Source organism: Pseudarthrobacter phenanthrenivorans, assembly GCF_000813845.1.
Classification (GTDB): Bacteria; Actinomycetota; Actinomycetes; order Actinomycetales; family Micrococcaceae; genus Arthrobacter; species Arthrobacter phenanthrenivorans_B.
The window spans coordinates 125,788-140,034 of record NZ_JWTB01000019.1 but is presented as its reverse complement, the minus strand read 5'-3'; the positions used below and the strand labels follow the sequence as shown (position 1 = coordinate 140,034).

Below are 14,247 nucleotides of genomic sequence, written 5' to 3'. Positions count from 1 at the left end.
CCGCGAGGCCGCCACCACCCACACCGGAACGGACAACGATGCCCCTCTTCGACCTGCCCCTGGCCCAGCTCCGCAGCTACACGTCCGGCGTCACCCCGCCGGACGACCTGGCCGCCTTCTGGGATGCCACCATCGACGAAGCCCGCGCCTTTCCGCTGGATGCGGCCTTCGAGCCGGTGGAGAACTACCTCACCGTCATCGACACCTTCGACGTCACCTTTGCCGGCTTTGGCGGCGCACCGGTCAAGGGCTGGCTGCACCTGCCGGCCAACCGCGGGGAAGGCGCCCGGCTGCCGGTGGTGGTGAACTACATCGGCTATTCCGGCGGCCGCGGCCTGGTAAACCAGGACACGCGCTGGGCGCAGGCCGGCTACGCCCACTTCATCATGGACACCCGCGGCCAGGGGTATGGCGGCACCCTGGGGGACACTGCCGACCCACATCCCTCGGCCGGGGACGTGGCCCACGCAGGCCTCATGACCAGGGGCATCTCCAGCCGTGAGGACTACTACTACCGGCGCGTCTATGTCGATGCCTTCCGCGCCGTCGAGGCTGCCCAGGCCCACCCCGCCGTCGACCCCGCCAGGGTGGTGCTGGCGGGCATCAGCCAGGGCGGCGGCCTGGTGGTTGCCACGGCCGGGCTCACTGCGGGACGGCTCGACGGCGTCATCGCCGCGCTGCCGGACGTCCCATTCCTGCAGGACTTCCCCCGCGCCATCGACATCACCCCACGCGGGCCCTACCCGGAGATCGCCCAGTTCCTGGCGCGGCACCGGGACCGCTACGAGTCCGCGATGGACGTCCTGAACTACTTTGACGGCGTCAACCTGGCCCGGCTTGCCACCGCCCCGGCCCTGTACTCCGCGGCGCTGATGGACGACATCTGCCCGGCGTCCACCGTGTTCGCCAGCTTCAACGCCTACGGCTCGGGCACCAATGCTTCCTCCAGCACCGGGGCCGCGAAGGAGATCGAGGTCTACCGGTTCAACAACCACGAGGGCGGCCAGGAACACCACTGGATCCGGCAACTGGAGTTCCTCCGCAAGCTCCTGGGGTAAGCCCGGGCAGCTCTGGTGGAACCTAAGCCTGTTCGCGGATCAGTGCCTTGTACGTCCGGATCCGCGAACAAGCTTGGGACCAAATGTGACGCACCCGATTTTGCGGCCGCGCCGCCGTGGGCTTATGGTCTCTTCCATGACTAACCGTTGGTATTCGTATTTTTCGTTGGCTCTGGAGGGGCCCGCGTCTAACTGACACGCATCCAGCATTCCTTCAGAGCCAACAGGGCAGAGATGATTCTCTGCCCTTCGCCGTTTCTCCGGCGGGTTCTGAAATCCGGGCCCGCTTCCCATCTGGAACAGGACCCAAACCATGAGCACCGCTACCACAGCAGCCCCCGCCGGCAACACGACGTCCACCTCGAACCTCCGGGTCAGCGAATTCACCGCGCTGCCCACTCCTTCCGAACTCCTCGCCGAACTGCCCCTGGACGCCCGGGCCGCGGCCGTCGTCGAACGCGGACGCGACGAAGTGCGCGCCATCATGGACGGCGTGGATGACCGCCTGCTGGTGATCGTGGGGCCCTGCTCCATCCACGACCCCAAGGCCGGCCTGGAGTACGCCCGCCGGCTGGTCAGCCAGGCCGAAAAGCACAAGGAAGACCTGCTGATCGTCATGCGGACCTACTTCGAGAAGCCGCGCACCACGGTGGGCTGGAAGGGCCTGATCAACGACCCCCGCCTGGACGGAAGCCATGACATGGTCACCGGGCTGCGCACCGCCCGCCAGTTCCTGCAGCAGGTCACCGCCCTGGGCCTGCCCACTGCCACCGAGTTCCTTGAACCGATCAGCCCGCAGTACATGGCGGACCTGATCTCCTGGGGTGCCATCGGCGCCCGCACCACGGAAAGCCAGATCCACCGGCAGCTTGCCTCCGGCCTGTCGATGCCGATCGGCTTCAAGAACGGGACCGACGGCGGCCTGCAGGTAGCCATCGACGCCTGCGGCGCCGCCGGGGCGGCCCAGGCGTTCCTGGGGATCGACGGCGACGGCCGGGCCGCGCTGGTATCAACCGCAGGAAACCCCGACACCCACGTCATCCTCCGCGGCGGACGCAAGGGACCCAACTACTCCGCGGCCGACGTTGAACGCGCCTCCGGCGAACTGGCCGGCAAGGGACTCAACCCACGCCTGATCGTGGACGCGAGCCACGCCAACAGCGGCAAGAGCCACCACCGGCAGGCGGAGGTTGCCCTCGAAATCGGTGCCCAGCTTGAGGACGGCGGTGCTGCCGCGCACGCCGTTGCCGGTGTCATGCTGGAAAGCTTCCTGGTGGGCGGAGCCCAGAACCTGGACGTCGCGGAGCACGCCGCCGGGCGCTCTGCGCTGGTGTACGGCCAGAGCGTCACGGATGCGTGCATGGACTGGGAGGTTTCCGCCTCCGTCCTGGTACAGCTGGCGGCATCGGCGGCGAAGCGGCGGCAGTCGAAATAGGGGGTTTTACCTACTTTCACATCTGCCACATGAACATCTAGAGTATCTTCTTAGGTGGTTGGTGGATGGCTCAGCATCGGAACACCGCATTGGCACGTACCTGGGGTCACTGTTGTCCATCCGTCAGCAAAGGAATATAGGGAAATGTCGGCAGAACAGAACTTCTCCAACGCGAAGTTCCTGACCGTGGCTGAAGTAGCCGAGGTCATGCGAGTCTCCAAAATGACTGTTTACCGGCTGGTGCATTCCGGCGAAATGCCGGCAGTGCGCTTTGGCCGCTCCTATCGCGTCCCCGAAAACGCCGTCGAGCAGTATCTCAAGGGTGCTGTGGTGGACGGCCACACCGAGACCGCCTGAGAGGGCTTGTCCTGAGCCGCTCCCGATAGGCGGTACCCTGTTAAGGAACGTTTTACGTCATTGTAAGAATCTGTCAGTTGTTCAGTTCGTAGCTTTGTCCACGGACATTCTCCATCAGACAGGTACTGCATCTAGTTTGTAAGGAACTTTCGTGGGTTCAGTTATTAAGAAGCGTCGCAAGCGTATGGCCAAGAAGAAGCACCGCAAGCTGCTTCGCAAGACCCGTCACCAGCGCCGCAACAAGAAGTAGCAATACTTCCAGCAGCGTGGACATGCCCGTCGCCTTCCAGGCGGCGGGCATTTTCGTTTGTCCGGGCGTTTCCGTGGCCGAGGGGGAGCGGCTACCCGCGGGGGCCGCGGATGCGGGCGAAGCCCTTCCACAGGCCGTAGACGGCTCCACCGAAGGTGGCAGCCTTGAGGCCGAGGGTGGCGGCACGGCGGCCGGCACGGAAGTCGTAGACCGGCCAGTTCCGGTCGCGGGCGTGGCGGCGGAGCTTGGCGTCCGGGTTGATGGCCACCGGATGCCCCACAAGGGACAGCAACGGGATGTCGTTGTAGGAGTCGCTGTAGGCCCAGCAGCGCTTGAGGTCCAGGTCCTCCTCGTCGGCGATGGCCTGCACGGCCACGGCCTTGGCCGAGCCATGCAGGATGTCGCCCACCAGCCGGCCCGTGTATATGCCCTCGGAAACTTCCCCCACCGTTCCCAGCGCCCCCGTCAGTCCCAGGCGGGTGGAGATCACCGTGGCCACCTCGATGGGCGTTGCCGTCACCAGCCAGACGCGGCGCCCCACCCGGAGGTGCTGCTCCGCCAGCGCCTTGGCGCCGGGCCAGATCCGGGACGCGATCATTTCGTCGTAAACCTCTTCACCGAGCGCCTTGATGTCATCGACGGTAATGCCGGCGGCGAGGGTCAGGGCCGAATCGCGGACGGCGTGGACGTCGTCGATGTTTTCCCCGCGGGCCACGAACTTGAACTGCTTCCAGGCGAAGCCGGCCGCCTGGGCCAGCGTGAACGCACCGCGCTGGTGCATCTTCCGTGCCACGTGGAAGAGGCTGGCGCCGCGCATCAGGGTGTTGTCCACGTCGAAGAACGCCGCCTCGGCGGGCTGCGGCGCAACGGCCGGCCGCGTGACTACGGCGACGTATTTCTCCTCGGGCATGGTCCCGAGTCTAGTCAATCAGGTGGCCTGCCGCCGTCGGCGTCACCCGCATGCCGCGAACGGCGATACCGTTAAGCCATGGCTACACCCCGCGTCGTCCTGGTCACCAAAGCTGACTGCCACCTTTGCGAGGAGGCGCGCGACGCCGTCGGGCGCGTTACTGCCTCACTGGGCCTTACGTGGAGCGAAGAGTTGGTGGACAACCAGCCCGAACTTCGGGAGCGCTACGCGGAAGAGATCCCTGTGGTGCTGGTGGATGGTGTGCAGCGCGACTTCTGGAAGATCGACGAGGCCCGGCTGGAACGCGTGCTGCAGCGCGCCATGGCCCGGTAGGGGAACGCCAGTGACGTCCTTGGATTCCACGTCCCAGCCCGCGCCGGACTTTCCGGATGCCGCCGGCACTGCGGCCAAGCAGATCCCGCCTGCCGCCGTGGCACGGCTGACGCTTTACCTCCGGGCCCTGAACACGCTGCTGGCCGAGGGCGTGGAGCGGGTCTCCTCCGAATCCCTGGCGGAAGCCTCCGGCGTCAGTTCGTCAACGCTCCGCAAGGACCTCTCCCACGTGGGGTCCTACGGGACCAGGGGCGTGGGCTACGAGGTGCAGTACCTCAGCAGGCACATCGCCGCCGCGCTGGGGCTGACCCATGACTGGAAAGTGGCCATCGTCGGTGCCGGAAACCTGGGCAAGGCACTGGCACGGTACGGCGGCTTCGAATCCCGGGGCTTCGACGTCGTGGCGATTTTCGACGCCGACCAGATGGTGGTGGGCAATGAGGTGGGGTGGCTGCGGGTCAGCGACGTGGCCGACCTCGAAACGGTCCTGCACCGCACCGGAGCCAACATGGTGGTGCTCGCCCTGCCGGCGGCAGTGGCCCAGGGGGTCTGTGACCGCGTGGTGGCAGCCGGCGTCCACAGCGTCTTGAGCTTCGCGCCCGTCATGCTGCAGGTTCCCGAGGGCGTCAACCTGCGCAAGGTGGACATGGCCACCGAACTGCAGATCCTGGCTTACCACGCCCAGCGCGCCCAGGCCCCCGGGCAGACAGCCTAGGGGCAGGGTTTAGAGCAGGCGGCCGGCGGCCAGGCGTGGTCCGGGCATGTCACGCGACCCGTTAAAAGCAGGCGGCCCGGGATGCGTTGCTGCATCCCGGGCCGCCTGCCTGGTGTGGACGTGCCGGTTACCGTCCGTAGGGGTTGCCGAAGCCGCCCGAGTACGGGTTGGCGAAAGGCTGCTGCTTACGGAAGTAGGGGGCAGCCGCCGGCAGGTACAGCAGCACAATGGCGGCGATGCCCAGGATGGTCCCGATGGTTCCGATGCCGGGAACGCCGAACAGGCCGAAGACGGACAAGGCCGCAAAGACCGTTCCCAGGATCCGGGCCCAGTTCCTGCCCTTGCGGACGAAGAACGCCACCAGCAGGTAGAGGGCCGTACCGATGACCGCAAACACGATCAGGGTGCCGGCGATGACCCCCTTGATGTCGTCATAGGTGACTCCCGAGGCCCCACCGGCCGCCATCTGCTGGTCGAAAATCTGCCGGAACTGCGGGTCGTCGAGCTGGGTCAGGCCAGCAAGCATTGAAACGACGAAGATCACGGCCGAAGCAATCAGCAGCCAGAAGGAGATGTTCACCAGCTGCGGGATGCCGTTGCTGCCGGCCGGCTGCGGCTGTTCGGAAGGGTACTGGCCGTAGGGTGACTGGCCATAGGGTGACTGTCCGTACTGTGATTGGCCAAATTGTCCGGCCCCTTGGCCGTAGCCCGGAGCCTGCGGCGCGTTCTGCCCGTAGGAGGAGCCGTACTGGGGCGCGTTCTGGCCGTATTGCGGCGGCGCCGGCGGCTGGTTCTGTCCGTACGGGGGCTGGTTCTGGCCATACTGCGGTGCGTTCTGGCCATATTGCGGTGCGTTTTGGCCGTAGCGGGGCTGGGACCCGGGCTGCTGCGGGCTTCCGGGCTCGCCGGTTCCGGCCGGGTCATTCCCCGTTTGGCCGTTGCCGGAGTGCGGATCTTGGGGCGCGGGGGGTGGGACGGGAGGAGTACTCATGGGCGTTCCTTCTGCAGGTCGGGATCCAGGTAGGCTGCCGGGAATCGGTCCTCTGCCTTCCCCCCAGCATGGCTTAGGTCCACCGTACCCCCGGCGGGCAGCGTTGTGGATGATTCGCCCGGTATCCGCGCAGGTGGTTGCCCTTAAACAGCGGACCCCGGCGCCAAGCATTGCAGGCTTGGCGCCGGGGTCCGCCCGGGAAGGGTCATTATGCTGCGGGGGCGATGAACGCCAGCTCCAGGTTGATGGCAACCTTGTCGCTGACCAGCACGCCGCCGGTTTCCAGCACGGCGTTCCAGGTGAGGCCGAAGTCCTTTCGGCTGATGGTGGTCTCGGCGGAGACGCCGGCGCGCGTGTTGCCGAAGGGGTCCACGGCAACGCCGTTGAACTCGGTTTCCAGGGTGACCGGGCGGGTGACGCCCTTGATCGTCAGGTCGCCGGTGAGTTCGTAGCTGTTGCCCTTGGCCACCAGGCCGTTGGAGACGAAGGAGATCTCCGGGAACTTCTCCACGTCGAAGAAGTCTTCGCCCTTGACGTGGCCGTCGCGGTTGGCATCGCCCGAGTCGAAGCTGGCGGTCTTGATGGTTGCGTTGATCCGGGAAGCGGCCACGTCTTCTGCGAGGTCGAGGGTGGCGGCGGCCTCGGTGAACTGGCCCCGTACCTTGCTGATGCCTGCGTGGCGGACGGTGAAGCCGATTTCGCTGTGCGAGTTGTCCAGGGTCCAGGTGCCGGTGGTGACGTCTGCGGGAAGTGCCATGATGTTGCTCCTCTGAATATGTATCGGTTGGCATGCTATTGAAGCTTCATCAGTTGACGTCTCAACCATCTTGCTGCATCCAGTATAAACATGCGTTTGCATGTTTTGTTCCCGACTTCGGAACATTTCTTCAAAAACTTGAGTTCTACTCTTTGTAGAAAGCAGCTGCGATGATTTCGGATCGCACGCCATCTTTGAGAAACTGGTAAACATGCCCCAAGCCACTGTCCATCTGCTCCGCCACGGCGAGGTCCATAATCCCGACGGCGTGCTCTATGGGCGGCTTCCCGAATTCCACCTCTCCGAGCTGGGGCAGGAGATGGCGCGGACGCTCGCCGAGCACTTCCGGCAGCGTGCCGCGTACGGTGCCCGGATCACCTACCTGGCCGCCTCCCCGCTGGAGCGTGCGCAGGAAACCGCGCGTCCGACGTCGGAAGCCCTGCACCTGCCCGTCCATACTGACCAGCGGATCATCGAGGCGGAAAACTACTTCGAGGGCATGCGGGTCACCCAGGCGGAACTGCGCCGGCCCAGGCACTGGCCGCACCTGGTCAACCCCCTGCGCCCGTCCTGGGGGGAACCCTATAAGCGGCAGGCGGCGAGGATGGCTGAAGCTGCGCGGGATGCGCGGCTGCGGGCGATTGAGCTGGCCGACGGCGATTTTGGCGCCGGCGGTCCCGAAGCCATCCTGGTGAGCCACCAGTTGCCGATCTGGGCGGCACGGCTGAGCGCGGAAGGCCGGCCCCTCTGGCATGACCCGCGCAAGCGCGAGTGCACCCTGACATCCGTTACGTCCCTGGTGTTCGCTGACGACGGCTCGCTGCTGCGGGTCGAGTACAACGAACCCGCGGCATCCCTTCTTCCCGGTGCCGCCAGCACCCCTGGAGCCTAGCAGTGAGCTATCACAACCTTCCCTCCCGCCGGGGCCTGCTGGCCGCCGGCGGCGTGGCCCTGACCGCGCTGACCCTTGGCCTGTCCGGCTGTGCCCAGGAGGATGCACTGGCCAAGCAGGCCAAGGCGGGGGACAACAAGAACTATGTTGCCGGTGACGGCTCCGTCACGGAGTTCGCCGCCGGAGACCGCAAGGAAGCCGTGCAGATCCAGGGCGCCCTCTTCGACGGCACCGCCGTAACCCCTGCCGACTTCCAGGGCAAGGTGAGCGTCCTGAACTTCTGGTTCGCCGCCTGCGCGCCCTGCCGGGTGGAAGCACCACTCCTCGAAGCGCTGCACCAGGAGTTCAAGGACCAGGGAGTGCAGTTCTTCGGCGTCAACCTCCGGGACGAGAAGCCCACGGCCGAGGCGTTCGAGAAGACGTTCAACCTGACCTACCCCAGCTTTGACGACAAGGACGGCGGCGTCCTGCTGTCCGTGTCCGGCCTGGTGCCCCCCGGTGCCGTGCCCACCACCCTGGTCCTGGACAAGCAGGGGCGGGTGGCCTCCCGTGTCCTCGGCGAGATCGAAAAGGGCACCCTGAAAGCCCTTATCACTGCCGCCGTGGCGGAGTAGGGCGGCCGGCACCGTGAACAGCCCCTTCGCCGAAGCCATCCTCAGCGGCTCCATCCTGCTGGCCATTCCGGTGGCGCTGCTCGCCGGACTGGTGTCGTTCCTTTCCCCCTGCGTCCTTCCCCTGGTCCCCGGATACCTGGGCTACGTCACAGGGCTGAGCGGGGTGGACCTGCAGAAGCAAAAACGCGGCCGGATGCTGGCCGGGATCGGGCTGTTCGTCCTTGGCTTCTCCGTGATCTTCGTCCTGCTCGGCGGCGCGTTCGGCCAGCTGGGCACCCTGATCACCGGCAGCCAGAACGCCTGGATCACGCAGCTGCTGGGCGTCCTGGTGATCATCATGGGCATCGTCTTCATGGGCGGCTTCAGCTGGCTGCAGCGGGACGCAAAGATCCATGCCAAGCCGCCCGCCGGGCTCTGGGGTGCGCCGCTGCTGGGCCTGACCTTCGGCCTGGGATGGGCTCCGTGCATCGGTCCCACCTACTCCGCCGTCCAGCTGCTGAGCCTCTCCGGAGGGTCCTCGGCCGCAAAGGGCGCCTTCCTTGCCTTCGTCTACAGCCTGGGACTGGGCATTCCGTTCCTGCTGATCGCGCTGGCCCTGCGCCGGGGGATGGGTGTCATGGCATTCTTCCGCAGGCACCGGCTCGCCATCCAGCGGACCGGCGGCGGGATCCTGGTGGTGCTGGGCCTGCTGATGGCCACCGGCGTATGGGGTGCCTGGGTCACCGGGCTGCAGTACTGGTTCCAAACCGACGTGAAGTTGCCGATCTGATGAGCGAGCGTGTGAACGTAAAGAAGAAGCAAACCGCCCCCGTCGCGGAGGCGAAGGCCCAGGCTGCCCTCCCCGCCCTGGGCCCCAAGGGCATGCTGCGGTGGGCCTGGACCCAGCTGACCAGCATGCGCACCGCGCTGTTCCTCCTGCTGCTCCTCGCCGTCGCCGCCGTGCCCGGCTCGCTGTTCCCGCAGCGGCCCGCGAACCCGGCCACCGTCACCCAATACATCAAGGACCACCCGGACTACGGAAAGCTGCTGGACACCCTCCAGCTCTACGACGTCTACTCCTCGGTGTGGTTCTCCGCCATCTACCTGCTGCTGTTCATTTCGCTGATCGGCTGCGTGGTTCCGCGCGCCATCGCCCATTACAAGGCCATGCGCTCCCAGCCGCCGCGTACCCCGCAGCGCCTGTCCCGGCTGCCCGAATACGGCACCCTGGTGATTCCGTCCGACGCCGGGATCCCGGCGTCGGACGCCATCAACAACGCGGCCGGGCTGTTGCGCAAGCGCGGCTACCGGGTGGAGGTCAGGGATGCCGACGGCGCCCTGCCGTCCCTGGGTGCCGAACGCGGCTTCCTGAAGGAGGTGGGGAACCTTGTCTTCCACACCTCGCTGATCGGGGTGCTGGTATCCGTCGCCGCCGGCGGCCTGTTCGGCTACAGCGGCCAGCGCATCCTGGTGGAAGGCGACACCTTCGTGAACACCCTGGTGGGCTACGACCAGTTTAATCCGGGCACCAACTTCCAGTCCAGCCAGCTGCAGCCCTACTCGCTCCAGCTGGACAAGTTCAACATCACGTTCGACCGCGAATCCAAGGGCAAATTCGGACAGCCCATCGACTTTGCGGCCACCGTGACCACGAAGGAGAACCCGGACGCCCCGCCCAAGCAGGAAATCCTGAAGGTGAACGATCCCGTCAGCCTGGGCGGCACCAGCATCTACCTCACCGGCAACGGCTATGCCCCCGTGGTGACCATCCGGGACGGTGCCGGCAACGTGGCCATGCAGGGGCCGGTGGTGGCCAAGCTGCAGGGGGAGAACTACTACTCCTCCGTGGTGATCAAGGTCCCGGACGCCAAGCCGGACCAGCTGGGTTTCGTAGGCTTCTTCCTTCCCACCGCGTTCGTCACGGACAAGAACGTGTCATTCAGCGCCGACCCCGAACTCTTCAACCCGCAGCTGACCCTGAACTCCTATTACGGGAACCTGGGCCTGGACACCGGCGCTCCGCAGAACGTCTTTGAACTCGACGTCAAGAACCTCACCCCGCTGAACGCCAGGAACCTTGCAGCCGGCGGCATCACCCTGGCTCCCGGCTCCACCTACACCCTGCCGGACGGCAAGGGCAGCATCAGCTTCGACGGCGTGAAGCGCTACATCGGCGTGGACATCCACCACAACCCGGGCCAGGTGTCCGCACTGGTCTTCGCCCTCCTTGCCGTAGCCGGGCTGATCCTGTCGCTCTACGTCAACCGCCGCCGCGTCTGGGTGCGTACGGGCACCGCGGCGGACGGCCGCACCATGGTGGAATACGGCCTCCTGGCCCGCGGCGAGGACCACCGCCTTGCCGGCGAGGCAGCGGCGCTCCGGAAACTCTTCTCCACGGAGTGGCAGCTCCCGGACGGGGGAGACGAAGGCCAGGCCGCCGAAGTTGCCGGCGGATCCCAGCAAACTCCCAGCCGGACAAGCGATAATGTCGCAGGCTCCGTCGATAACGCCGCAGGCCCCGCCGAAAATGCCGACGGCTCCGTCACCACCCCAGCAGGCCCCACCGGGCCCGAAAAGGACCAGTAATGCCATTTGGAATCAACGAAACCATGGGCCAGTACAGCGAACTCTTCATGCTGCTGGCGGCGGGTACCTACACGGTGGCCTTCATCGCCTTCGCCTGGGACCTGGCCAAGAGCAGCAAGGCGCTGCGGGCGGTGGACCTTAAGGCAGCGCAGGCCGGCGTTGCCGCCAAGGTTCCGGCCGTCGCCGGCGTCGGTGCGGGCTCTGCCGGGGGCCGCCTTGACGGGCCGGCAGACCGGGCCGAGCGCCCGTCGTCGTCCGCTGCCAAGGCCGGCGGATCAGGAACAGGCGGCGTCATGACGGCCGACGGCGACATGAAGTACGCCACGGAACGCCGGGTGCCGGCGCGGGTCGCCGTAGCCCTGACCACCCTCGCCGCCGTCATCCACGGTGCCGGCGTGGTCACCCGGGCGCTCGGCGCAGGCCGCGTGCCGTGGGGGAACATGTACGAATTCCTCACCACCGGCGCCTTCCTTGTCGCGGCCGTTTTCCTGCTCTCACTGATCCGGCGCGACCTCCGCTTCCTGGGCACCTTCGTGGTGGGCCTGGTCATCATCATGCTCGTTGCCGCGTCCGTGGCTTTCTGGACCCCAGTGGGCCACCTGGTTCCCGCCCTGCAGAGCTACTGGCTGGTCATCCACGTTTCCATTGCGGTGCTGTCCTCCGCCCTCTTCACCCTGACCTTCGCCATGTCCGCCCTGCAGCTGGTGCAGTCCCAGCGGCAGAAGACCGTGGCGGCCGGCGGTGCCGACAAGCTTGGTTTCATGCGCCTGGTGCCGTCGGCGCTCAGCCTGGAGAACCTTTCCTACCGCATCAACGCCATCGCCTTCATCGGCTGGACCTTCACCCTGATGTTCGGCGCAATCTGGGCAGAGAAGGCCTGGGGCCGGTTCTGGGGCTGGGACACCAAGGAAGTGTGGACCTTCGTGATCTGGGTGGTCTACGCAGGCTACCTCCACGCCCGCGCCACCCGCGGCTGGACCGGAACCCGGGCCGCATGGCTGTCGATCGTGGGCTACCTGTGCGTGATCTTTAACTTCACCATCGTGAACACGTTCTTCAACGGGCTCCACTCATACTCCGGCCTTTAATCCGGACCGACCGGGCCCGATACAAGTGCCTTTAGGCCTGAATTTGAGGGCCTTCAAGGCCGTGTTTGCCGTTTAACCATTCGATGTAGCAACAGGGCTGTTCCCGGCTTCCCCGGAATGCTAATTTGGTGACTGTTCACTGTGATGAAGCTTGCAGGTGGACCACCAGCCTTTCGAGGTATCCATGAGCTACGCTCTCGCCGTTGACGTCGGGACCAGTTTCACGGCAGCTGCCGTTGTACGTTTTGACCATGGTGCTTCACGCGTGCCCGAGTGCCTGCCGCTGGGCGCGCGCGGAGCCGCGATCCCCTCCGTGCTCTACTATCCGGAGCAGGGTGCCGTCCTGGTGGGAGAAGCAGCGGAACGCCGCGGCCTGGACTTCCCGGAACGCGTGGTGCGCGAATTCAAGCGCCGGATCGGCGATGAGGTTCCCATCATCCTGGGGACACTCGCCCTGCAGCCCGAGGACATCTTCGCCACCATGGCACGCTGGGTGGCGGACCGGGCCGCCGAACGCGAGGGCGGTCCGGCGTCGGAGGTCTTCCTGACCCACCCCGCCGCGTGGGGCAGCCACCGCCTCTCCAGCATCCGCGACGCCCTCGCAGCCCACGGACTGCACAACGTGACCCTCCTCCCCGAGCCCGAGGCGGCAGCCCTGCATTACGCCTCACAGGTGAGGGTGGAGGAAGGCAGCACCATCGCCGTCTACGACCTCGGGGGCGGCACCTTCGACACGGCCGTCCTGCGGAAGGCCGGCAGCAGCCGCTTTGAGCTCCTGGGCCGCCCCGAGGGCATCGAAGACCTTGGCGGCGCCGACTTCGACGCGGCCCTGTTCCGCTACGTTGCCGCCCACACCGGGAATGCGCTGGACGGCCTGGACCCCGCGGACCCGGCAGTGCTGGGCGCCCTGGCCCGGCTCCGGCGCGAATGCGTCGAGGCCAAGGAAGCGCTGTCCGTGGACAGCGAGGCCACCATCCCGGTGCTCCTGCCCGGCGTCCAGCAGCAGGTCCGCCTGGTCCGTGCCGAGTTCGAAGCCTTGATCGAAGAACCCGTGCATGAAACCGTGGCCGCGCTTGAACGCTCCCTGGCCCAGCTTCAGCTTGCACCGGCAGACCTCTCCACGGTGCTGCTGATCGGCGGATCCTCGCGGATTCCCCTGGTGGCCCAGGTGGTATCGGAGGAACTGGACCTTCCGGTCGCCGTCGACGCCGACCCCAAGTCGGCCATTTGCCTTGGGGCGGCGGTGGCCGCCGTCCTTGCCCACCATGCTGCCGCAGAGGCTGCTGCCCCGGCACGGTCCGAGGCAGGCGCCGATGAGGCACTGGCCGCCGTCGTTCCCGCCGTCGTACCGCCTGCTCCGCCCGTAGCCGGCAGGCCCAGCTGGTCGCGCAAGTACACGCTGGTGGCAGGCGCCCCCGCGGGCCCGGCCCTCCGCGGCCCGCAACGCAGGCGCCGGGGAGCGCATGCCCCGGCACCCACCGTGCGGGTAACCGCCGTGGCCGCAGCCGCGGCCCTCCTCACAGTCCTCACGGCCACCGCCGCGCAAAGCCCGGACGGCTTCGGCAGCCTGACCGCGATGTTCGTGCCCCAGGCCGGGGCAAGCACCACCGGCGGTTCCGGCGCTGCGGACACCGGCGGCGGGGGAGCCACTGCCCCGGACAGCCCACAGCCACTCGCCGGCGTTGAGGCCAGCGCCAGGAAACCCCTTGCACAGGGACCGGGGCTGAGTGCCTCCGCCCTCCCCACCAGCGGACAGGCTGCCGTCAACGCAACGCCCACGGCGGGAGCAAATCCTCCGGCAGCCGGCCCTGCCGCGGAAGGCCCGGCAGCCGCCGCCGGTGCACCGGCGGTCCCGGGTGATCCGGGCACGGACGGAACAGGGGCCGGAGCACCAGCCCCAGGGGCAACGGACGGGACCGCGCCAACCGCCGAATCCGCCACCGGGGATCCCACAACCCCTCCGGCGACCCAGACGCCAGGTGACCCCACAGCGACGGACACCCAGGATCCAACTGATCCCGGAACGACTGATCCTGGAACCACCGATCCCGGAACCACCGACCCCACGACCCCCGGGGCGACGGAGCCTCCGGCGGGGGACACCGGAACGCCCACCGCAACGGACAGCCCGAGTCCTACGGACACCACCGAACCTTCCCTGACCCCAACAGACCTGGCCGCGGAAGCCAGCCCAACGCCCCAGGCGCCACCAGCCGAAACAACACCCCCTGTTGAAGAAACCGCCATGGCAACGGCCCCGACCACTCCTCCGGCGGCCTGAC

At 67.0% G+C, this 14,247-nt stretch carries 15 protein-coding genes; 12 read left to right on the top strand and 3 right to left on the bottom strand.

Annotation, left to right across the window (positions count from 1 at the left end; all coding sequences use genetic code 11):
- Window positions 1-38 precede the first annotated feature (38 nt).
- From RM50_RS10415 to RM50_RS20370, 4 genes are all read left to right on the top strand, one after another.
- Window positions 39-1,058: an acetylxylan esterase gene (locus RM50_RS10415; protein WP_043452396.1), complete on the top strand. Its 1,020-nt coding sequence runs from the start codon at window positions 39-41 to the stop codon at window positions 1,056-1,058.
- A 313-nt stretch (window positions 1,059-1,371) separates the two neighbouring features.
- A complete protein-coding gene (locus tag RM50_RS10410) occupies window positions 1,372-2,493 on the top strand; it encodes a 3-deoxy-7-phosphoheptulonate synthase (RefSeq protein WP_043452395.1) in 1,122 nt (373 codons plus the stop codon).
- 144 nt (window positions 2,494-2,637) lie between these two features.
- Window positions 2,638-2,850: a helix-turn-helix domain-containing protein gene (locus RM50_RS10405; RefSeq protein WP_043452394.1), complete on the top strand. Its 213-nt coding sequence runs from the start codon at window positions 2,638-2,640 to the stop codon at window positions 2,848-2,850.
- Window positions 2,851-3,001: 151 nt separating this feature from the next.
- Complete coding sequence (locus RM50_RS20370; RefSeq protein ID WP_003792170.1) at window positions 3,002-3,100, top strand: 30S ribosomal protein bS22; 99 nt, start codon at window positions 3,002-3,004, stop codon at window positions 3,098-3,100.
- A 91-nt stretch (window positions 3,101-3,191) separates the two neighbouring features.
- Here the strand turns inward: RM50_RS20370 and RM50_RS10400 are convergent, their stop codons facing one another.
- Window positions 3,192-4,010, bottom strand: a complete 819-nt coding sequence (locus RM50_RS10400; RefSeq protein WP_043452393.1) for an HAD family hydrolase — start codon at window positions 4,008-4,010, stop codon at window positions 3,192-3,194.
- A gap of 78 nt (window positions 4,011-4,088) precedes the next feature.
- Here RM50_RS10400 and RM50_RS10395 point away from each other — a divergent pair, with 78 nt between their 5' ends.
- Both RM50_RS10395 and RM50_RS10390 read left to right on the top strand, forming a co-directional pair.
- Window positions 4,089-4,343, top strand: coding sequence for a glutaredoxin family protein (locus RM50_RS10395; RefSeq protein ID WP_043452392.1), 255 nt, complete (start codon window positions 4,089-4,091; stop codon window positions 4,341-4,343).
- Window positions 4,344-4,353: 10 nt separating this feature from the next.
- Window positions 4,354-5,058 carry a redox-sensing transcriptional repressor Rex gene (locus RM50_RS10390; protein WP_043452391.1) on the top strand — a complete coding sequence of 235 codons (705 nt, stop codon included), beginning with the start codon at window positions 4,354-4,356 and terminating at the stop codon, window positions 5,056-5,058.
- A gap of 127 nt (window positions 5,059-5,185) precedes the next feature.
- Here the strand turns inward: RM50_RS10390 and RM50_RS10385 are convergent, their stop codons facing one another.
- Both RM50_RS10385 and RM50_RS10380 read right to left on the bottom strand, forming a co-directional pair.
- The gene (locus RM50_RS10385; protein WP_043452390.1) at window positions 5,186-6,049 is read right to left on the bottom strand and encodes a Yip1 family protein; all 864 of its coding nucleotides are present in this window, start codon (window positions 6,047-6,049) and stop codon (window positions 5,186-5,188) included.
- A gap of 208 nt (window positions 6,050-6,257) precedes the next feature.
- On the bottom strand, window positions 6,258-6,806 hold the full coding sequence (locus tag RM50_RS10380) for a YceI family protein (RefSeq protein ID WP_043452388.1): 549 nt from the start codon (window positions 6,804-6,806) through the stop codon (window positions 6,258-6,260).
- A 211-nt stretch (window positions 6,807-7,017) separates the two neighbouring features.
- Between RM50_RS10380 and RM50_RS10375 the strand changes: the two genes are divergently transcribed.
- From RM50_RS10375 to RM50_RS10350, 6 genes are all read left to right on the top strand, one after another.
- On the top strand, window positions 7,018-7,698 hold the full coding sequence (locus RM50_RS10375; RefSeq protein ID WP_043452387.1) for a histidine phosphatase family protein: 681 nt from the start codon (window positions 7,018-7,020) through the stop codon (window positions 7,696-7,698).
- 2 nt (window positions 7,699-7,700) lie between these two features.
- Complete coding sequence (locus RM50_RS10370) at window positions 7,701-8,312, top strand: TlpA family protein disulfide reductase (RefSeq protein ID WP_205622250.1); 612 nt, start codon at window positions 7,701-7,703, stop codon at window positions 8,310-8,312.
- 13 nt (window positions 8,313-8,325) lie between these two features.
- Window positions 8,326-9,081, top strand: a complete 756-nt coding sequence (locus RM50_RS10365) for a cytochrome c biogenesis CcdA family protein (RefSeq protein ID WP_043452386.1) — start codon at window positions 8,326-8,328, stop codon at window positions 9,079-9,081.
- Window positions 9,081-10,877, top strand: a complete 1,797-nt coding sequence (resB, locus tag RM50_RS10360) for a cytochrome c biogenesis protein ResB (protein WP_043452385.1) — start codon at window positions 9,081-9,083, stop codon at window positions 10,875-10,877. Before RM50_RS10365 ends, resB begins: the two co-directional genes overlap by 1 nt.
- Window positions 10,877-11,965 carry a c-type cytochrome biogenesis protein CcsB gene (gene ccsB, locus RM50_RS10355; RefSeq protein WP_043452384.1) on the top strand — a complete coding sequence of 363 codons (1,089 nt, stop codon included), beginning with the start codon at window positions 10,877-10,879 and terminating at the stop codon, window positions 11,963-11,965. Before resB ends, ccsB begins: the two co-directional genes overlap by 1 nt.
- 184 nt (window positions 11,966-12,149) lie before the next feature.
- Window positions 12,150-14,246: an Hsp70 family protein gene (locus tag RM50_RS10350; RefSeq protein ID WP_043452518.1), complete on the top strand. Its 2,097-nt coding sequence runs from the start codon at window positions 12,150-12,152 to the stop codon at window positions 14,244-14,246.
- Window position 14,247: the final 1 nt, after the last annotated feature.

Excerpts from the sequence above, each read along its gene's own strand:
- RM50_RS10380 (WP_043452388.1), bottom strand. The coding sequence starts at position 6,806 with ATGGCACTTCCCGCAGACGTCACCACCGGCACCTGGACCCTGGACAAC.
- RM50_RS10400 (WP_043452393.1), bottom strand. The coding sequence starts at position 4,010 with ATGCCCGAGGAGAAATACGTCGCCGTAGTCACGCGGCCGGCCGTTGCG.
- RM50_RS10395 (WP_043452392.1), top strand. The coding sequence starts at position 4,089 with ATGGCTACACCCCGCGTCGTCCTGGTCACCAAAGCTGACTGCCACCTT.
- resB (WP_043452385.1), top strand. The coding sequence starts at position 9,081 with ATGAGCGAGCGTGTGAACGTAAAGAAGAAGCAAACCGCCCCCGTCGCG.
- ccsB (WP_043452384.1), top strand. The coding sequence starts at position 10,877 with ATGCCATTTGGAATCAACGAAACCATGGGCCAGTACAGCGAACTCTTC.
- RM50_RS10385 (WP_043452390.1), bottom strand. The coding sequence starts at position 6,049 with ATGAGTACTCCTCCCGTCCCACCCCCCGCGCCCCAAGATCCGCACTCC.
- RM50_RS10410 (WP_043452395.1), top strand. The coding sequence starts at position 1,372 with ATGAGCACCGCTACCACAGCAGCCCCCGCCGGCAACACGACGTCCACC.
- RM50_RS10415 (WP_043452396.1), top strand. The coding sequence starts at position 39 with ATGCCCCTCTTCGACCTGCCCCTGGCCCAGCTCCGCAGCTACACGTCC.
- RM50_RS10350 (WP_043452518.1), top strand. The coding sequence starts at position 12,150 with ATGAGCTACGCTCTCGCCGTTGACGTCGGGACCAGTTTCACGGCAGCT.
- RM50_RS10375 (WP_043452387.1), top strand. The coding sequence starts at position 7,018 with ATGCCCCAAGCCACTGTCCATCTGCTCCGCCACGGCGAGGTCCATAAT.
- RM50_RS10405 (WP_043452394.1), top strand. The coding sequence starts at position 2,638 with ATGTCGGCAGAACAGAACTTCTCCAACGCGAAGTTCCTGACCGTGGCT.